Raw genomic sequence first — 18,574 nt, 5'->3', positions numbered from 1 at the left:
ATTCAAAGGTTATGCTGAAGAGCGTCCCCCAAAGAACGGCCCGGTTGGTGTTGGCCGGTATCGCCCTGTGTGCGTCTGCGGTAGCCCCTCGTGCGGCGGCCGCCCAAGACGTGACGGGGCGCTGTGCGTCTCCCGACTCCATTGCGATCCGTGGCAACACGCGAACGCCTGATGCGCGAATCCGTGGCGAGATGGGCCTCACGCCTGGGACGCCACTCAACTTCCCGTCGATTCAGCGCTCCATGAAGGGGCTGTACGCGCTGAACCTCTTCGACGATGTCCAGCTGCTCTGCGATCTCGAGAGCGTGCCGGAAAAGGTGCTGACCGTCATTCAGGTACGGGAGCGCGCGATCCTTGGTGAAATCAAGGTCGTGGGCCCGAAGAACGTCTCTGAGCGGTCGGTCCGTGACAAGATCGACCTGCTAATCGGCCGCCCGATCGATCCCATGATGCTCGCCAAGGCGCGGGCACGCATCGACTCCACGTACGAGGCGGCTGGGTACTACCTCGCGCGTGTCACGATCGATTCCGTGAAAATGGACGACGATCGCATTGGCATCACCTACACGGTCGACGAGGGTCGCCGCTTGGCGATCGCCGGCATCGACATCGTGGGCAATACGTCGGTGAAGGAAAAGCAGGTCGTGTCGGCGATGAAGACCAAGCCCGAAGGGTTCTGGTGGTTCCGCAAGGGCGAATTCGACGAAGACAAGTACGTCGGGGACCTCGGCGAGCGGATCCCGGCGCTGTTTTCGCGACTGGGCCACGTCGACATGCGCATCTCGAAGGACACGCTGATCGTCGATCGCGAGAAGGGAAAAGGACTGGTGCAGATCGGGATCGAGGAAGGGCCGCGCTATCGCATCGGCACCTTCGAAGTGGCGGGTAATCGCCGCTTTCCCACGGAAGACTTGAAGAAGTTTTATCCGTTCGAAGGCAATGACCCCACGCTGACGCAACGCGTGAAAGGTTTGATCAAGCGTGAAGCCGCGGCGCCTGAAGGCATCTTCGATCAGCACAAGTGGGACGATGCCATCGAAAAGGTGAACGCCGAGTACCGCAACAACGGCTATCTCTACGCGCGCATCAATCCCGTGCTCGAGCGTACGGTCGAGGGGCCGGATTCAATTCCGACCGTGAACCTGCGTTGGGAAATCGACGAAAAGAATCCGGCGATTGTGAACCGCATCGAGATTCTCGGGAACGACTTCACCGCCGACGACTGCATTCGCCGCCAGATCTTCCTGGTGCCGGGTGGCGTGTTCAATCAGGCCGCGTTGATCCGCAGCTATCAGAGCATCGGCAACATGAACTTCTTCGAGTCGCCGATGCCGTTCCCGGATTACCGTCCGGTGAATGATCAGGGCGACGTCGACATCGTGTTCCGTGTGAAGGAGAAGCGGACCGGCTCGATCAATTTCGGCGCGTCGATGGGGCAGGGCGGCGTTGGATTTGGTGGCTTCATCGGTCTCGAGCAGCCCAACCTTTTCGGTCTGTGCAAGCAGGGCAAGCTGAACTGGCAGTACGGGCGTTTCTTCAACGACTTCACGGCCACCTATACTGACCCAGCGCTGCGCGGCTCCCGCGTGTCGGGCGCGATCAGTGCCTATCGTACGCAGTCCCGCTTCATCGTTGGCAACCTCGGTCAGAATATCCGCACCGGTTCGCAGCTGCGATTCGGTTTGCCTGTGCCGTGGTCTTACTTCTCGACCATGGCCGTGTCGTACAATGGTGAATCGGCCACGTTTACCTCGGGCACGATTCAGAACACCTGTACCAAGAACTGCTTCCGCTCGAACTTGGGCCTGGAGTACACGTACGACACGCGCATCGACCTGCCCTTCGCGACGGGCGGATCGATGCGGACGGTGACGGCGGACTTCAGCGGCGGTCCTCTGGGCGGCACGGTGAACTTTCAGCGCGTCACCACGGAAATGCGCGCATACACCCTGCTTGGGCAGCTCGGTGGAACGAACCCGGGTTCGCAGCCTATCAAGTTTACGATGGGCCTCACGGCGCGCGCCGGCAGCCTGTTCGGCAACTCGGGGCCGTTCTTCTTCCAGCAGCAGTTTGCGGTCGGCGGCGTGATGTTCGGCCAGCAGTTGCGTGGCTACCCGGAGTTCTCGATTACCCCGGTCGGGTTCAATCCGAATACGGATCAGTACCGCTCCGATCCGGCGTCGTTCGGTAACGCCTTCATGACGCTCACCGGCGAGGTCGGCATCCGGTTCAACCAGATGTTCTACCTCAACGCCTTTACAGACGCTGGCAACAACTGGGCGTCGGCGCGGCAGATCAACCCCACCCGGCTCTTCCGTTCCGCTGGATTCGGGGTATCTACCGTTACGCCGCTGGGGCCGCTTGGATTGGATATGGCGTATGGCTTTGATCGCACCACGCTGGACCTGGTAACCGGACGTATCCGGCCCGATCCCAAGTGGCAGTTCCACTTCCGACTTGGTCAGCTCTTCTAAACTCAGGACATTCTATGCGTCTTTCCTCGTTCGTTGGCGCTTGCGCCTTGGTGCTCGGCGTTCCCGCCCTGGCTTCCGCTCAGGGGCAGAAGTTCGCCTACGTGAATTCTGCGGCCATCCTGCAGTCCGCCCCGGGCCGTACCGAAGCCGAGGCCCAGTTCGACAAGGACATGACGTCCATGCGCGCGGCCGTGCAGAAGCTCTCCGATTCGCTGAACACCCTGCAGGAAGTGTATGCGAAAGAAGAAGTGTCGTTGTCGCCGGCCGCGAAGGAGGCTCGCCTGAAGACGCTTCGTGAGAAGCAGGCGGACTATCAGGATCGCGTGCAGAAGATGCAGGAGCAGGCGCAGGCGCGTGAAGCCGAGCTCATGCAGCCGATCATGGACAACGTGCGCAAGGTGCTCGACGACATCCGCGCTGAAGGCGGTTTCGCCTTCATCTTCGACGTGGCGGCGGGTTCGCTGATCGTCTCGGCCGACAAGAATCTCGACATCACGGATCGCGTCGTGTCAAAGCTCCGCCTGGCCGCACCGCGCGCTGCGCCGGCCGCCGCGAAGCCGGCACCCGCTGGTCCGACGAGCGCTCCGGCAGGCCTGAACACCAAGAAGCCGCCCACGGCGTGATCGCCGCAGTGAGCGGCGGCTCCAAGGACCCGCAGGCAGGCGGCGGTGATGGGCGAGAGCCCATCACCGCCGCTGCCGTTGCGGCGCAGGTGGGTGGCGTGCTCGTCGGCGACGGGTCGATCGAAGTGCGGGGTATTGCCCCCCTCGACCGGGCAGGCCCCAACGAGCTGAGCTTTTTGTCGCATCTCCGGTACGGTCAGTGGTTCGCCACTTCACGGGCTGGCGTGGTGCTGATTTCCCCCGAGCTGGCCGAGCTGGCGGGCACGCCGTCGACCCGCATCGTCGTGGCCAAACCGGTCGACGCCATGGTCGCGTTGCTGGCGCGTTTTCATCGCAAGGAGCCGCGCGCCCAAGGAGTACACTCGTCCGCCGTCATAGCGAACGATGTACGGCTTGGCGAAGGCGTGACGATCGATCCATTCGTCGTCATCGGCGAAGGGGTGGTGATCGGTGATGGGAGCTGGATCAGCGCCCACGCCATGATCGGGGCCGGATCGGTGCTTGGCAGGGACGTGCGGGTGCACTCCACCGCGGTCGTGTATCCGTTCACGGAGCTGGGCGACCGCGTGACGTTGCACGCCGGCGCTCGGGTTGGACGCGAGGGCTTCGGCTTTGTGCCGCAGGCGAACGGCGTGGTGCGCATTCCTCACGCCGGGCGCTGCATTCTCGAACATGACGTCGAGGTGGGCGCGAACAGCTGCATCGACCGCGGGAGCGTGGATGACACGATCATCGGAGCCGGCACCAAGATCGACAACCTGGTGCAGATCGCGCACAACGTCCGCGTTGGACGCGGCTGCTTCCTCGCGTCACAGGCCGGCGTAGCGGGTTCCACGCGCATCGGCGACGGCGTGCAGATCGGGGGGCAGGTCGGCATCGGGGGACACGTGACCATCGGCGCAAAGGCGAATTTGGCTGGCGGTGCCGGTGTGATTGGCAATGTCCCGGCCGGCGAGACGTGGTCGGGGTATCCGGCGCGCGCCCACCGGGATCACCTGCGCGCGTCGGCAGCGATTGCCCGCTTGGCCAAGATCGTGCGCCCCCTCGAGCAACTGGTCTCGAAGCCGTTCTCTTCGAGCGACGGAGAGAGCCGCGCCAACAGCCGCGCCGACAGCCGCGCCGACAGCGCGCCTGACGAGAGCGGCACATGATCGCGAAAGCCGGAAAGACGCCTGGCGCAGTCACCGGCTCCGCATCCGAGCCGGCAGGGCAGCGGCGCACGATCGGGGCGGAGGCCGTCGTGGAAGGCATCGGTCTTCACCTCGGACAGCCGTGTCGTCTCACCTTCCGGCCTGCCCGGACGGGAAGCGGGATTGTGTTTCTGCGGACCGATATCGCCGGCGCTGCGCCGATCCCGGCGCGTGTCGAGATCGCGGTGGACGCCGAGCGTCGTACGCAGCTCGGGAGCGGTCCGGAAGCGCTGCACACCGTGGAGCATGTGCTGGCCGCGGTGGGTGCCCTCGCGATCGACGACCTCGAGATCGGCATGGACGGCCCCGAGCCGCCGATCATGGACGGCAGTGCCGCTCCGTTTCTGGAGGCGTTGCGCGGAGCCGGACTGGTCGCCAACGGCGGTCGCCCGGAATGGCTGGTGCTGCGGAAAACAATTCGGGTGGTCGACGGGGATTCGGTCTACGAGGCGCGCCCGTGCATGGGCCTCTCGCTCGACGTGACGATCGATTTTCCGCACCCGCTTATCGGCACGCAGCGCACGCAGTGCATGGTCACGGCCGACAGCTTTACGCGCGAACTCGCGTCGGCGCGCACCTTCGGATTCACGCACGAAGTGGACGCGCTGCGTTCGAAAGGATTGATTCAAGGAGCATCCACCGCCAACGCGGTGGTGCTCGACGCGGATGGCGTGGTCGATACCACGCTTCGCTGGCCCGATGAATTCTCCCGGCACAAGGCGCTCGATTGTGTCGGTGATCTCGTTCTCGCTGGTGCGCGCGTTCGCGCGCACATCATCGCTCACAAACCGAGTCACCGGGGTACGGTCGCCCTGGTGCGCGCGCTCGTGCAACACGCTGTCCGGGAGCCCGCCGTGTATTCCATCGAAGATATCATGCAGGTGCTTCCCCACCGGTATCCGTTCCTCCTCGTCGATCGCATTCTGGAGATCGAGGAAGGGAAGCGGATCGTGGGACTGAAGAACGTGACGATCAACGAACCGTTTTTCCAGGGACATTTTCCGGGACATCCGATCATGCCCGGTGTCCTCATCATCGAGTCGATGGCGCAGGTAGGCGGCATGCTCCTCATGCGCACCATCGCCGACCCATCGAGCAAAGTCGTGTACTTTCTGTCGCTCGACAACGTGAAGTTCCGCCGTCCGGTGAAGCCGGGCGATCAGCTGCGGATCGAAATGGAAGTGCTGCAGATCCGTGGGACGATGTGCAAGATGCGTGGCGTCGCGACCGTGGACGGTCAGGTCGTGACCGAGGCGGACATGGCCGCGATGGTCCGCGATCGATGACTGCGCGTATTCATCCGACGGCACTCGTCGATGCGTCGGCGCAGCTCGGCGAGGATGTAGAGGTCGGACCGTGGGCGATCATCGGTCCGCAGTGCACCATCGGCAACGGCACGCACGTGGCCGCGCGCGCGACGCTCGAGCGCAACGTGCGGCTCGGTGAGCGCGTGCAGATCGGCATCGGCGCGATCCTCGGTGGTGACCCGCAGGATCTCAAGTATCGTGGTGAGGAGACGTGGGTCGACATCGGCGATGAGACGTCGGTGCGCGAGTACGCGACGATCAATCGCGGCACGGCCCACTCGGTCACCACGAGCGTCGGTCGCAACTGCTTCCTGATGAGCTACGTGCACCTGGCGCACGATTGTCATATCGGCGACAACGTGATCATCTCCAACGGCACGCAGCTGGCCGGTCACGTGACCGTCGAGGACAAGGCGACGATCTCCGGCCTGTGCGCGGTGCACCAGTTCTCGCGCATCGGCCGTCACGCGTTCATCGGCGGATGTTCACGCGTGGCGCAGGATGTGCCGCCATTCGTTCGTGCCGTGGGCAATCCGATCAAGCTGTTCGGACTGAATTCGGTGGGACTGCGCCGGACGGGTTTCGACGAGGACGTGGTCCGTGAGCTCAAGCGGGCCTATCGCTTCTGCTTCCGCTCCGATCTCAATCTCGGACAGGGTGTCGAGAAGGCGCGCGCCGAGCTGTCGATGCTCCCTGACGTACAGCACTTTCTCGATTTCATCGAAGCGAGCCAGCGAGGCGTTGGATTCTGAGAACCACGACCATGACTCCGGAGTCGCGCGCCTTCTCGAAGAGCGACGCGCCGCGCGTCGGTGTAGTTGGCGCCGGTGGTTTGGGCGTGCACCATGTGCGCATTCTTCGCGATCTGTGCGGCGATCGGTTCGCTGGATTTGTCGATGAGAATCCAGGACGTGCGGCCGAAGTGGCCACGCAGCATGGCGTGCGCGTGTATCCGTCGTTGTCGGCGATGCTCGACGATGTCGATGCGGTATCGATCGTCGTGCCCACCACGGCGCATCATGCCGTGGCGTCGGCGGCGCTCGATCGCGGCAAGCACGTCTTCGTCGAGAAGCCGTTCACCGTCACGCTCGCGGAAGCGGATGATCTGCTGGTGCGGGCGCGAGCAGCTGGCGTGTTGCTGCAGGTCGGCCACGTGGAGCGGTTCAATCGCGCGGTGCGCGCGGCGATGCCGTTTGTCGACGGGCCGCGATTCATCGAGAGTGACCGCCTCGCGCCGTTCAATCCACGCGGGTCTGATGTGGCCGTCGTGCTCGACCTGATGATCCACGACCTCGACCTCGTGCACACGCTCGTGGGGCTTCGCGTCTCCGATGTTCAGGCCATGGGCATGCCGGTGCTCACGCCGCAGATCGACATTGCCAACGCGCGTCTCACCTTCGCGAACGGTGCCGTGGCGAACATCACGGCGAGCCGCGTGTCCCGTGAGCGGTTGCGGAAGCTCCGTATTTTCCAGCGCAGTGGGTACATCTCGCTGGATCTCGCGGCGGGTACTGGCGAGTTCTTTCGATTGCGCGGGGATTTCGATCCGATGCTCCTCGCTCGCGCGCCACGTGCGCTCGAGGAGTTTGTGGAGCGGGTGCCTCTCGATGCACCGGATGGTGAGCCGCTGGTGCTCGAGCTGTCGCAGTTCCTCGGTGCCATTGCGGGCCGCAATCCCGTGGCCGTCACGGGCGAGGAGGGACGTGAAGCCCTCGAGGCAGCCCTCCGCATCGTGACGGCGATCGAAGCGGCGCAGCAAGTCATGCGTGCCTCCGACGAGTCAGCGCGTGCGTGAGATTCTGTTCGTCGTCGGCGAGGCGTCCGGCGATTTGCACGCGGGAAAGGTGGCGGAAGCTCTACACGCCATGTCGCCTGATCTAAAGCTGGTTGGTATCGGCGGCGGTCACATGCGCGCTGCCGGTGTCGAGATCATCGAGGATGTCGAGAATCTGGCGGTGATGGGGTTTGCCGAGGTCATTCGACACATCCCCAAGCACTACGCCTTGCTCGGCCGATTGCGTGAGCGCATCGAGAGTGGAAGCGTCGCGCTGGTAGTGTTGCTCGACTATCCCGGCTTCAATCTCAAGGTTGCTGACGTCGCGAAGAAAGCCGGGGTGCCGGTGCTGTACTACATCACACCGCAGGTGTGGGCGTGGGGAGCCGGCCGCTTGCCGAAGCTGGCGCGAGTGGTCAGCAAGGCGGCGTCGATCCTCCCGTTTGAAGAGGCGCTGCTGCGCCGGCATGGCGTGGATGCGACGTTTGTGGGTCATCCGCTGCTCGATCGCGCCCAGTCGTTGCCGACGCAGTCCGCCGCGCGCGCGGCACTGGGACTTCCCACCGATGGACCGATCCTCGCGGTGTTTCCCGGGTCTCGTCGTGCAGAGCTGGCACGCCACCTGAAGCCGTTCATGGACACGGCCACGCTATTGCAGTCGCGCATTCCGGGCCTGCATGTGGTCGTGAGCGTAGCGCCGACGGTGCAGATCAGCGCAGCGGATTGTCCGTTCCCACGCGTGCATGGCGCGTCGTTCAATGTGCTGCGCGCCGCGACCGCTGGTCTCTTGAAGAGCGGGACCACCACGCTCGAGGCGGCGGTGGCGGGACTCCCGCATGTGATCGGCTATCGCACCAGTGCGATCACTTATGCCATCGCGCGTCGCGTCGTGAAGATTCCGCACATCGGACTCGTGAATGTGGTCGCGCACCGCGAAGTGTCCCGAGAGTTCGTGCAGGACGCGTTCGAGCCGAGTCGGGTGGCTGATGCGCTCATGCCGTTGCTCGACGTGCACAGTGCGATACGTGCGGAAGCGGAGGCCGGACTGAGCGAAGTGCGCGGCATGCTGGGCACGCCCGGCGCGTCCGAGCGCGTGGCGAACATGATTCGCGAGCTCGTCGACGCCAGGCCGGCCTGATGTCGAGGAACGTATGAGTGCGCAGACGGAGCGAAACGTGCCGGAGCGCGAGCCGGCCGCTCCACGTACGTCGGCGGCCGCCTTCGACTGGCGGACACGCCTCGCGATCACTATCGGCACGTGGGTGCTGTACGCACTCGGCGCGACGTGGCGTGTGAAGGTGCACGGGCGGCAGGCACTGCTCGATCGCACGCCGGAGAGTTCGCGCGTGGTCTTGACGCTCTGGCACGGACAGATGCTGCCGATCCTGTGGGCGCATCGGCAGCCCACGGGCGTGATGATCAGTGAGCACAAAGATGGCGAGATCATCGCGCGCATCGTGGGAACATTTGGTTTCTTCGGCGTCCGCGGATCCTCGTCACGCGGCGGCACGCGGGCGTTGCTCGAAGCGGTGCAGGTACTCAAGCGTGGTGCCGACATGGCGATCACGCCCGATGGCCCACGAGGACCGCGGCACAGCTTCGCCCCGGGTGCACTGGTGCTCGCGCATCGCGCGGGAGCGCCGGTGGTGTCGCTCGTCGCGCATGTCGATCGGAAGTGGAAGTTGCGGAGCTGGGATGCGTTCGAGATTCCGAAGCCATTTGCGCGCGTGACGATCGAGTACGGAGAGCCGGTGATGCTGGACGACGCAGACGTGCGTGCCGTCGCGGCGCGAACCGACGAGTTCGCGCAGCGGATGCGCGACGCGGTTGCGCGCGTGGAAATGCTGGCCGCCACCGCGACAAACATCTGACACGATGAGCCGACGAAGCAGCGGGCGCGCCTTCGTGTCGTACGTCTGGAGTGCTGACGCGATTGGCGCGCGCCTCGTGCGCACCGCCGTGACGCCGCTCAGTTGGGTCTTCGGCGCGATCGTGGCGCGGCGCAATGCGAAGTTCGATGCCCGCGTGCGCAACAACGCGATCGCCGCCGCCGCGCTACCCGCGATGTCAGTGGGCAATCTTACCGTTGGTGGTACTGGCAAGACACCGATTGCCTCGTGGTTTGTCGCGCGCTTGAAGGCTGGTGGTGCATCGCCAGCATTGGTGCTGCGAGGCTACGGCGACGACGAGTGGCGCGTACACGGATTGCTGACGCCGGGCGTGCCGGTGGTGGTCGCGCCCGAGCGAGCCGTTGGGCTCGTGACGGCACGAAGCAAGCACTGCGATTGCGCCGTGCTGGACGATGCCTTTCAGCATCGTCAGGTGGCGCGCGTCGTGGACGTGGTGCTCGTGAGCGCCGATGCATGGAGCGAACGCGTTCGCCTCTTACCGAGCGGACCGTATCGCGAACCACTCGGGAGCCTGAAGCGCGCGTCCGTGGCGATCATTACGGTCAAGGCCGCCGCCGCGGAGCGCGTGCACGCCGTGCGGGAGGCGATTCGCGCGGCAGCACCGGGTGTACCGATCGCGCAGGTACGGTTGGCGCCGGGTACCATCCGCTTGGCCGCCACGATTGCCGGCGGGAACGGTGGCCCACGCGGCCTACAGCACGACCTGACGTGGCTTCGGGGACGAAGACTCTTGCTGGTCAGTGCGATCGCCGACCCCGACGCGTTTCGGCGTCAAATGGAGGCTGCAGGGGCCGTGGTCGTGCGTCACGCGGTGTATCCGGACCATCACGATTTCGGAGCCGGCGACCTTACGGAGATCGTGGCACAGGCAGATCCCTCAGTAGAGGTGCTCTGTACCCTCAAAGATGCCGTCAAACTGGTACCGCTCTGGCCTCGCGCCGGAGCCGCGCTTTGGTATGTTTCCCAGACTGTGGTGGTCGAGCAAGGCGCCGAGATACTGGATCAGGCTATAGCCCGAGTATTGGCGGCGCGCAGGGCCATCACTCCCACCGCCGGCTGAGTCCGGCCTAAAATACCTGGCGAAATGGCTATCGACCTCCTCCGCCTGCCGACGGACAGTATCGTCCGCCCGGACAAGGACAGGTTCCTGAACGAAGAGAATCCGTTCGAAGCGATGATGTCTCGCTTCGACCGTGCCGCCGAGCTGCTCGATCTCGAGCCCGGCATCTACAAGATTCTTCGAAATCCTGAAAAGCAACTGATCGTTTCGGTACCCGTGCAGCTCGACAACGGGGACGTGGAAGTGTTTACCGGCTACCGCGTGCTGTACAACACCTCGCGTGGCCCCGCCAAGGGCGGTATCCGCTTCGACCTGAAGGTCACGCTCGAGGAGGTGAAGGCGCTCGCGGCGTGGATGACTTGGAAGTGCGCCGTGGTGAATCTGCCATTCGGTGGTGCCAAAGGCGGCGTGATCTGCGACCCGCTCACGATGAGCGTCGGTGAACTCGAGCGCGTGACGCGCCGCTACACCAAGGGCATCATCTCCCTGCTCGGCCCAGACACCGACGTCCCAGCGCCGGATGTGAACACGAACGAGCGCGTGATGGCGTGGGTGATGGACACCTACTCGATGCATGTGGGTCGCACCGAGAATGCCGTCGTGACTGGCAAGCCGATCGAAATGGGCGGCTCGCAGGGTCGCCGTGAAGCCACCGGTCGTGGCTGTATGCTCGTGACGCGCGAAGCGCTCGATCACCTCGGACTGCCTATGAAGGGAGCGACGGTGGCCGTGCAGGGCTTCGGCAACGTCGGCTCTACCGCTGCCAAGCTGATGGCGACCGAGGGCTGCAAGATCGTCGGCATCGGCGATCGGGCCGGCTCGTTCTACAACGCGAAAGGCATCGATGTCGACGCCGCCATCGCATATGTGCAGAAGCATCGCTCGCTGGAGGGCTTCACCGGCGCCGAGCTGATCGACGCGGATACGCTGCTCACCCTCGACGTGGACGTGTTGGTGCCGGCCGCGCTGGAAAACGTCATTACCACCAAGAACGCGGCCCGTATCCGCGCCAAGGTGATCTGCGAAGGCGCCAACGGTCCGACGACGGCCGCCGCCGATCCGATTCTCGACGAGAAGGGCATCTTCGTGATTCCGGACATTCTGGCCAACGCGGGCGGCGTGACGGTATCGTACTTCGAGTGGGTGCAGGATCGCATGGGCTATTTCTGGTCCGAGGCCGATGTGAACGAGCGTCTGGGCGGCATCATGACGCGAAGCTTCCAAGATGTCCTCTCGCTCTCGAAGCAGCATCGGGTGAACATGCGGACGGCCGCGTACATGTTGTCGATCAGCCGCGTGGCCACCGTGCATCGTCTACGTGGCATTTACGCGTGAGTGTTGACGCCGTGCCGGATGCGGCGCCATGCGGATCTCGCTGCTGGTAATCGGCCGGCCCCGTGACGCGGGGCTGGCCGACGCCATTCGGGACTACGAAACGCGAGCGGCGCGCTACTGGCCGCTCGACGTCGTTGAGGTCAAAGAGGAATCCGGGCGGGGGCTGACGCCGAAGATCGTGATGGATCGGGAAGCCGATCGCATGGCCGAGCGCATCCCGACCGACGCGCAGATCGTCGCGTGCGATCCGGGAGGGGAATCGATGGACTCTTCCCGATTCGCCGGCTGGCTCCAGGACCAGCGGGAACAGGCGCGTAGTGTGGCCTTCGTGATCGGCGGTGCGCACGGTCTCGGCGAGTCCGTCCGCGGTCGCGCGGCCCGACGGTTATCGTTGGCTCCATGGACGTTGCCGCATGAGGTAGCGCGGCTGGTGCTCTCGGAGCAATTGTACCGGGCGGGCACCATCATTCGAGGCGAACCGTACCACAAGTGAGCAGAGGGCGTGACTGTCCGTGAACCAGTTCCGATGTCGGTAGACGGCGTGATCATTCGCACGGCCCCGCTGGGCGGCAGCACGCTCTCTCAGGCGGTGCAGCGCGGCGATGTCGGTGCGGAGTGGTATTCCCATCGGCCCAGTTCGCCGGAAGCGTGGCGCGCGCATGCGCTGCAGGTGCGTGCCTCACTCGACGGCTTCGACTGGCTTACGACGCTCGCCCCGGCCTTCGCGGCCACGGGAGCCGCCGCCGACCGGCTGGCGCAGGCCGCTGCTCGTGGCGTGGTCGTTACCACCGGGCAGCAGCCCGGCCTGTTCGGCGGGCCGGCATATACATGGAGCAAGGCGCTGAGTGCGCTGTCGTTGGCGGACGAATTGTCGGCGGCGATCGATATGCCCGTGGCACCCGTGTTCTGGGCAGCGACCGATGACGCCGATTGGATGGAGGCCGCCGTCACCCATGTCGCCACCGCGCGCGGTCTTCAATCGCTGTCGCTCGCGGGGCAACCGACGGAAGGCGTCGCGATGGCCGACGTACCGCTCGGCGACCTGACGGCTGCCAGAGCTGCGCTTGCGAGCGCCTGTGGCTCGGCTGCGCAGGCGAGCGTGCTGGATGCCGTCGATGCGGCGTATGTGCCGCACGCTACCGTCGGCGCCGCGTACGCGCAGCTGCTACGGTCACTGCTCGAGCCGCTCGGTATCGCGGTCCTCGATGCGTCGCATCCGGCGTTTCGCGTGGCGTCGGATCGCTTCCTCCGTCATGCGCTCACGGCTGCCGGGGCGGTCTCGGAGGCGTTATCAGCCCGCACGCAGGCGATCGTGACCGCTGGCTATGCGCCGCAAGTCGATGTCATCGACGGCCTGTCCTTGGTGTTTCACACAGGCTTGGTGTCGAGCGGCGAAGGCGTGCAACGCGTGCGGGTGCGCGTGCCCGTCGCAGAGGCTGCCACCGTTGCCCGTGAAGCAGAACCCGGTACGCTCGGCGCGAACGTGCTCTTGCGTCCGGTGTTGGAGCGCTCGCTGCTCCCCACACTGACGTATCTCGCGGGACCGGGTGAGCTGGCGTACTTCGCACAGGTGTCACCGATCGCGTCAGCGCTTGGCGCACCGGCGCCGGTCGCGTCGCCCCGTTGGGCGGGCGAGGTCGTCGACGGCGACGCCTATCGTGCCCTCGATCGGCTTGGATTGTCCGAGACCGTGCTTCGGGATCCGCACGCCGCCGAACAGCAGGTCGCACAGCGTCTGCTCGACGACGGAATCAGCGACACGCTCGAGCGGCTCCGCGTGGCCATCGATGCGCAGCTCCGCGCCTTGCGTGACAGTGTCGACGGTGCTGGCTCGCCGGTCAGCCACGACGTCATTGCCGGACTGTCGCGCGATCTCACGCACCGAATCGACACGTTCGAACACCGCGTGCTGGGCGGCGTGAAGCGCAACGAAGTCGAAGCGATGCGCGAGCTCGCCTACGTGAGGGCGTCGCTTCGTCCGATGGGGAAGTCTCCCGAGCGCGTGCTCAACCTGCTGCCCTACCTTGCGCGATTCGGTGTCGGTCTGTTGCTCCGCCTTCGCGACGCTTCGCAAGCGCACGCGCAGTCGCTCGTGCATGGAACACGCGGCGAATCATGAGTGACGCCGGGGGCGGACGCTCCGCGTTCGTCGTTGGTGCGGGCATCCTGATCAGTCGCGTCGTCGGGCTCCTGCGGAATACCGCATTCGCGTACTACTTCGGATCAGGCGCGGCCTCTGACGCGTACAACGCGGCGTTCAAGATCCCGAATGCCGTGCGGAACCTGCTGGGTGAGGGCACGTTGTCCGCGTCGTTCGTCCCGGTGTACAGCCGAATGCTCGTGCGCGACGACCCTCGGGCGGCCAAGGCGCTGGCGAACGCCGTTCTCGGCTTACTCCTCGTGGCCGTGTCGCTGCTGACGCTGGCCGGTATCGCGGCGGCCCCGATCCTGACCACCGTGCTCGCGCCCGGCTTCGATTCTGCGACACAGGTGCTGACCACGCGCCTTACGCGCGTGCTCTTTCCGATGACCGGCTTGATGGTGCTGAGCGGCTGGTGCCTCGGCATTCAGAACTCGCACCGGCGGTTCTTCTGGTCGTACGCCAGTGCGGCGCTCTGGTCGATTGCCCAGATCGCGCTATTGCTGGTCGGGGGCAAGCGCGCCCCGGATGCGATGACACTCGCCTATTGGTTGGCGTGGGCCACGCTCGGTGGCGCGGTCCTGCAGATCGCCGCGCAGTTGCCCGAGGTGCTCCGTCTTGTCGGATCGATCCGTCCAACGTTGGATCGTTCGGCCGAAGGCGTGATGCAGACGCTCCGTAATATTCTGCCGGTCGTGACAGCGCTTGGCGTTGTGCAGATTTCGTCATTCATCGACCTGCAGATTGCCTCATTTCTGCCGCGTGGCGCCGCCACCAACATGTCGTACGCGAACACCCTGGCCATGTTGCCGGTGTCGCTCTTTGGTGTGTCGGTTGCCGCGGCGGCGTTGCCGGAGTTCGCTCGTGACAGTGGAACGCTCGCGCATGAGGCGCTACTCGATCGCCTCCGTGGTGGGTGGCAGCGCATTCTGTTCTACATCGTTCCAAGCGCGGTCGTGTTCATTACGCTTGGCGACTACTGCGTCGGAATCCTCTATCGCGCCGGGCGGTTCGGCGCGGCCGAACAGCAGTCGGTGCATTGGGTACTCGCCGCGTACGCCGTCGGACTCGTGAGCTTCGGATCCGTGAAGCTGCTCGGATCGGCATACTACGCGCTGCAGGACTACCGTACGCCACTGCGTGCGTCGATCGCGAGCATCGTGGTGTCGGCTGCCGTGTCGATCGGCATCGCGGTCCCGATGCGTTCACTGCCCATGGCCGCCGCGGGTATCGCGCTTGGCTCGGCGATGGGATCGTACGTCAACTTGGCGATCCTGTCGCGTGGTCTACGACAGCGACTCGGTACGCTCTACACACCCGCTATGTGGCAGGGGACGCGTCGGATCGTGTTCGCCTCGTTGACGGCTGGCCTTCTGTCGGCGCTGCTCCGCCTGGCTCAGGAGCGTTGGTTCCCCGGCGTGCATCCGCGGTTGGTTGGCCTGCCCGTGCTCGCGGGATTCGGCGCGACGTATCTGGTGGTCGCCTGGATGATGGGCTCCGCTGAAGCGGCGCGTTGGCTTCGCCTTCCTGTGCGTAAGGCACGCGCATGAGTGCCGACCACGATCAGCGACTCAGCGATGCGCTGCTGGTGCCCGAGGATGACTGGACCAGCGCCGCGATTGCGCGCGGTATGCCGGCCAGTGTCGCGCAGAAGTTGCCGCACCTTCCGGAGTCGCCCGGCGTGTATCTGTGGAAGGATGCCGAGGGGCAGGTGCTGTACGTGGGCAAGGCGAAGCGCCTGCGCTCCCGCGTGAAGAGCTATTGGGCGCAGGACCACTTGAGCAGTCCGAAGACACGCGGATTGATGCGCAAGGTCCGGGCACTCGATACGATCGTCGTGCCGAGCGAAGCACACGCGTTGATTCTTGAAGCAACGCTTATCAAGGAGTATCACCCGCGCTTCAACATCGCACTCCGCGACGACAAGTCGTATCCGTACATCAAGGTCACAGTACAGGAGCCGTTCCCGCGCGTCATCGTGACGCGCCGGCTGCAGGACGATGGTGCCCGGTACTTCGGACCGTACACCGACGTCGGCTCGATGCGTCGTGCGCTGAACGTGGTCAAGCGGATCTTCACCGTGCGGTCCTGTCACTACAACTTGCCGAAGGAAGCGCCCGAACGCCCGTGTCTCGACTATTTCATCAAGCGTTGTCAGGCACCGTGCGTCGGCTATCAGTCCACGGACGACTATCGCGCGATGATCGACGAAGTCGTGTGGTTTCTCGACGGCCGCACGAGTGATGTCGTGCGCCACGTGCGTGAGCGCATGATGGACGCATCGGAGCGACTGGACTTCGAGCGCGCCGGCGAGCTCCGCGACGCGTTGCGCCATCTCGAGAAGATGGAGGAGCCGACGGTCGTGCTCGAAGTCGAGGGCGGCGACCGCGATGTGGTCGGCTATGCGCGCGACGGTGAAGATGCGTGCGTCGTGATCATGCGCATCCGCGGCGGCAAGCTGCTCGCTCGCGATCACCGCCTGGTGGAGCACGCGGAGGACGAGGAAGATGGCGCCGTGCTCGGCGCGTGCCTGGCGCAGTGGTATCGCACAGCGGAGGCGCGCGCGGCGGATTTGCTGGTGCCCTTCGACTTCGAGGACCGTGAGTCACTCGAAGCATCCCTCGACGGCACAAAGATCCGGATCCCACAGCGCGGTCCGCGTCGCGCGCTCGTCGATCTCGCCGACAAGAATGCGCAGCACTTGCTCGAGGAGTTCAAGCTGGCCGCACTCGAGGCGGATGAACGCGCTGTCGATCCCGTCTACGAACTGCAGCGGGAGCTGGGTCTGCCCCGCTTGCCGCGGTCGCTGATTTGCTTCGACATCTCGCACGCCCAGGGCACCGATGTGGTGGCGAGCGCCGTCTGGTTCGAGAACGGACGCCCCAAGCGGGCGGAGTATCGCAAGTTCAAGATCGCAATCTTCGAAGGCAACGACGACTTCAAGTCGATGCATGAAGTCGTCACGCGCTACTTCACGCGCCGCGTGACCGAGGAGTTGGCGCTGCCCGATCTGGCGGTGATCGACGGTGGAAAGGGGCAGCTCGGCGCCGCGCGCGCCGCGCTCGATGCGCTGGGGATCACCTCGATCGGTTTGATCAGTCTGGCCAAACGCGACGAGGAGATTTTTCTGCCCGGTCGCAGCGATCCTGTGCGTCTGCCGCGTCGCTCGCCGGCGCTGCGCATGCTGCAACAGGCCCGCGATGAAGCCCACCGATTTGCCATCACGTTTCAGCGACAGAAGCGTGCGGCGCGTACGATCACGTCGGAGCTGTTGAAGATACCCGGCGTTGGTCCCACGAAGCGCCGGGCCCTGCTCACGGCTTTCGGCAGCGTGCAGGGGGTTCGCGAGGCCACGATCGCGCAGATCGCGGCTGTACCGGGCTTTGGCCCCGGTTCGGCGGCGCGGCTGCTGTCCGCGCTGGGCGTTCCCTCAGTTGAATCTCCGTCGGATATTCCCAGCGATCCGACTTCTGACGTTCCTCTCGACTCGACCTTCGAATGACTCCTGCGTCCTGGACTCTGCGCTGCTCCGCCTGCGACACGGCGGCTGAACGCGATCGCGCCTCCGTCTGCGGTGCGTGTGGACAGCCCCTCTTCGCGCGGTACGCGCCCGTGCCGAAAGGGACCCCTCTGGCTGATCGCTGGGATGCCTGGCGCTATGCGCCGTTCATGCCGCTCGAGGTCGGAGAGGTGCCCGTGTCGCTCGGTGAGGGCCTGACGCCCATGATTGAGTCTCCCGCGCTGGCTGCCGCGACCGGTGTGCGCCGACTCTGGATCAAGGACGAATCGCAAAATCCAACCGTATCGTTCAAGGCCCGCGGCATGAGCGCTGCCGTGACGCGCGCCAAGGCCCAGGGCTATCCTGGCCTCGTGGTGCCAACGGCGGGCAACGCCGGTGCGGCCCTCGCCGCCTACGGCGCAGCGGCCGGACTGCCCGTCCGCGTGTTCGCGCCACGGACCACGCCGCGACCCATTCTCGACACCATCGAGGCGCTTGGGGCGACGCTTGTGCGAATCGAGGGACACATCGGTGACGCCGGCAAGCTCGCGATCGCGTACGCGGCTGAATCGGGCTATTTCAACGTGTCGACGCTTCGTGAGCCGTACCGTGTGGAAGGCATGAAGACGATGGGCTTCGAAATGGCGGAGCAGCTAGGCTGGCGATTGCCGGATGCGTTGGTGTATCCCACCGGGGGCGGGGAAGGGACCATCGGCATTTGGAAGGCCATCAACGAGCTCATGGCTGGCGGATGGCTTCCCGAAGGGGCCAAGCAGCCTCGCTACGTCGTCGCGCAGGCGGCGGGGTGTGCGCCGATTGCCCGCGCCTTCGCGGCCCATGAGGATCGGGCTACGCCGTGGGTTGATCCGGTGACCTATGCCAGCGGGCTTCGGGTGCCGTCGCCACTCGGCGACCGTCTCTTGCTTCGTGTGCTGCGCGAGACGAACGGCATCGCCGACACGGCGTCCGAGGAGGCGATCCGCGACTGGACATTGCGCTTGGCTACGGCGACCGGCATCGATGCCGCCCCCGAGGGCGGCTGCGCGCTGTCCGTACTGCACGATGCGGTGACGGCGGGCACACTCTCGGCCGATGCCGAGGTTGTGGTGTTCAATACCGGCAGCGGCGCGTCGTACCGCGCCTGATCGCGTTCGACACCTATACTTCCCGCGGGCGATCAATTGCACGTGGGACGAGGCGTGCCGTGAACCTGCGCGCGCATCGGGGTACAACGACGGAGTAGTTATCTATGCACTTACGAG

15 protein-coding genes are annotated in these 18,574 nt (G+C 65.1%); all 15 read left to right on the top strand.

Annotated elements, in window-relative coordinates; genetic code table 11:
* Nucleotides 1–11 precede the first annotated feature (11 nt).
* The 15 genes from bamA to HKW67_RS06055 are packed head-to-tail and all read left to right on the top strand — an operon-like array spanning nucleotide 12 to nucleotide 18,457.
* Complete coding sequence (gene bamA, locus HKW67_RS06125; protein ID WP_269141290.1) at nucleotides 12–2,474, top strand: outer membrane protein assembly factor BamA; 2,463 nt, start codon at nucleotides 12–14, stop codon at nucleotides 2,472–2,474.
* Nucleotides 2,475–2,488: 14 nt separating this feature from the next.
* Complete coding sequence (locus tag HKW67_RS06120; RefSeq protein WP_171224543.1) at nucleotides 2,489–3,097, top strand: OmpH/Skp family outer membrane protein; 609 nt, start codon at nucleotides 2,489–2,491, stop codon at nucleotides 3,095–3,097.
* Complete coding sequence (gene lpxD / locus HKW67_RS06115; RefSeq protein WP_171224542.1) at nucleotides 3,094–4,248, top strand: UDP-3-O-(3-hydroxymyristoyl)glucosamine N-acyltransferase; 1,155 nt, start codon at nucleotides 3,094–3,096, stop codon at nucleotides 4,246–4,248. Before HKW67_RS06120 ends, lpxD begins: the two co-directional genes overlap by 4 nt.
* A complete protein-coding gene (locus HKW67_RS06110) occupies nucleotides 4,245–5,573 on the top strand; it encodes a bifunctional UDP-3-O-[3-hydroxymyristoyl] N-acetylglucosamine deacetylase/3-hydroxyacyl-ACP dehydratase (RefSeq protein ID WP_171224541.1) in 1,329 nt (442 codons plus the stop codon). Before lpxD ends, HKW67_RS06110 begins: the two co-directional genes overlap by 4 nt.
* The gene (gene lpxA, locus HKW67_RS06105; RefSeq protein WP_171224540.1) at nucleotides 5,570–6,346 is read left to right on the top strand and encodes an acyl-ACP--UDP-N-acetylglucosamine O-acyltransferase; all 777 of its coding nucleotides are present in this window, start codon (nucleotides 5,570–5,572) and stop codon (nucleotides 6,344–6,346) included. Before HKW67_RS06110 ends, lpxA begins: the two co-directional genes overlap by 4 nt.
* 11 nt (nucleotides 6,347–6,357) lie before the next feature.
* Nucleotides 6,358–7,389 (top strand): Gfo/Idh/MocA family protein, encoded by a 1,032-nt coding sequence (locus HKW67_RS06100; protein WP_171224539.1) that lies wholly within the window; start codon nucleotides 6,358–6,360, stop codon nucleotides 7,387–7,389.
* On the top strand, nucleotides 7,382–8,506 hold the full coding sequence (gene lpxB / locus HKW67_RS06095) for a lipid-A-disaccharide synthase (protein WP_171224538.1): 1,125 nt from the start codon (nucleotides 7,382–7,384) through the stop codon (nucleotides 8,504–8,506). Before HKW67_RS06100 ends, lpxB begins: the two co-directional genes overlap by 8 nt.
* A gap of 13 nt (nucleotides 8,507–8,519) precedes the next feature.
* Complete coding sequence (locus tag HKW67_RS06090) at nucleotides 8,520–9,239, top strand: lysophospholipid acyltransferase family protein (RefSeq protein ID WP_171224537.1); 720 nt, start codon at nucleotides 8,520–8,522, stop codon at nucleotides 9,237–9,239.
* A gap of 4 nt (nucleotides 9,240–9,243) precedes the next feature.
* Nucleotides 9,244–10,338, top strand: a complete 1,095-nt coding sequence (locus HKW67_RS06085) for a tetraacyldisaccharide 4'-kinase (protein ID WP_171224536.1) — start codon at nucleotides 9,244–9,246, stop codon at nucleotides 10,336–10,338.
* Between the two features lie 24 nt (nucleotides 10,339–10,362).
* Complete coding sequence (locus HKW67_RS22410; protein ID WP_171224535.1) at nucleotides 10,363–11,673, top strand: Glu/Leu/Phe/Val family dehydrogenase; 1,311 nt, start codon at nucleotides 10,363–10,365, stop codon at nucleotides 11,671–11,673.
* Between the two features lie 28 nt (nucleotides 11,674–11,701).
* Nucleotides 11,702–12,166, top strand: coding sequence for a 23S rRNA (pseudouridine(1915)-N(3))-methyltransferase RlmH (locus HKW67_RS06075; RefSeq protein WP_171224534.1), 465 nt, complete (start codon nucleotides 11,702–11,704; stop codon nucleotides 12,164–12,166).
* A 9-nt stretch (nucleotides 12,167–12,175) separates the two neighbouring features.
* Nucleotides 12,176–13,792 carry a bacillithiol biosynthesis protein BshC gene (gene bshC, locus HKW67_RS06070; protein ID WP_171224533.1) on the top strand — a complete coding sequence of 539 codons (1,617 nt, stop codon included), beginning with the start codon at nucleotides 12,176–12,178 and terminating at the stop codon, nucleotides 13,790–13,792.
* Nucleotides 13,789–15,363, top strand: a complete 1,575-nt coding sequence (murJ, locus tag HKW67_RS06065; protein WP_171224532.1) for a murein biosynthesis integral membrane protein MurJ — start codon at nucleotides 13,789–13,791, stop codon at nucleotides 15,361–15,363. The genes bshC and murJ overlap by 4 nt, the downstream gene beginning before the upstream one ends.
* Nucleotides 15,360–17,315, top strand: a complete 1,956-nt coding sequence (gene uvrC / locus HKW67_RS06060; protein WP_171224531.1) for an excinuclease ABC subunit UvrC — start codon at nucleotides 15,360–15,362, stop codon at nucleotides 17,313–17,315. The genes murJ and uvrC overlap by 4 nt, the downstream gene beginning before the upstream one ends.
* Nucleotides 17,312–18,457: a threonine synthase gene (locus HKW67_RS06055; protein ID WP_171224530.1), complete on the top strand. Its 1,146-nt coding sequence runs from the start codon at nucleotides 17,312–17,314 to the stop codon at nucleotides 18,455–18,457. Before uvrC ends, HKW67_RS06055 begins: the two co-directional genes overlap by 4 nt.
* The last annotated feature ends 117 nt before the right edge of the window (nucleotides 18,458–18,574 follow it).

It is taken from the genome of Gemmatimonas groenlandica (assembly GCF_013004105.1).
Lineage (GTDB): Bacteria > Gemmatimonadota > Gemmatimonadetes > Gemmatimonadales > Gemmatimonadaceae > Gemmatimonas > Gemmatimonas groenlandica.
This window is presented reverse-complemented; position numbering and strand designations above follow the sequence as displayed.

What these genes read in the sequence shown, in the direction of transcription:
- HKW67_RS06090 (WP_171224537.1), top strand. Translation starts at nt 8,520, where the DNA reads ATGAGTGCGCAGACGGAGCGAAACGTGCCGGAGCGCGAGCCGGCCGCT.
- HKW67_RS06055 (WP_171224530.1), top strand. Translation starts at nt 17,312, where the DNA reads ATGACTCCTGCGTCCTGGACTCTGCGCTGCTCCGCCTGCGACACGGCG.
- HKW67_RS06085 (WP_171224536.1), top strand. Translation starts at nt 9,244, where the DNA reads ATGAGCCGACGAAGCAGCGGGCGCGCCTTCGTGTCGTACGTCTGGAGT.
- HKW67_RS06110 (WP_171224541.1), top strand. Translation starts at nt 4,245, where the DNA reads ATGATCGCGAAAGCCGGAAAGACGCCTGGCGCAGTCACCGGCTCCGCA.
- uvrC (WP_171224531.1), top strand. Translation starts at nt 15,360, where the DNA reads ATGAGTGCCGACCACGATCAGCGACTCAGCGATGCGCTGCTGGTGCCC.
- HKW67_RS22410 (WP_171224535.1), top strand. Translation starts at nt 10,363, where the DNA reads ATGGCTATCGACCTCCTCCGCCTGCCGACGGACAGTATCGTCCGCCCG.
- HKW67_RS06120 (WP_171224543.1), top strand. Translation starts at nt 2,489, where the DNA reads ATGCGTCTTTCCTCGTTCGTTGGCGCTTGCGCCTTGGTGCTCGGCGTT.
- HKW67_RS06075 (WP_171224534.1), top strand. Translation starts at nt 11,702, where the DNA reads ATGCGGATCTCGCTGCTGGTAATCGGCCGGCCCCGTGACGCGGGGCTG.
- lpxA (WP_171224540.1), top strand. Translation starts at nt 5,570, where the DNA reads ATGACTGCGCGTATTCATCCGACGGCACTCGTCGATGCGTCGGCGCAG.
- HKW67_RS06100 (WP_171224539.1), top strand. Translation starts at nt 6,358, where the DNA reads ATGACTCCGGAGTCGCGCGCCTTCTCGAAGAGCGACGCGCCGCGCGTC.
- bamA (WP_269141290.1), top strand. Translation starts at nt 12, where the DNA reads ATGCTGAAGAGCGTCCCCCAAAGAACGGCCCGGTTGGTGTTGGCCGGT.
- murJ (WP_171224532.1), top strand. Translation starts at nt 13,789, where the DNA reads ATGAGTGACGCCGGGGGCGGACGCTCCGCGTTCGTCGTTGGTGCGGGC.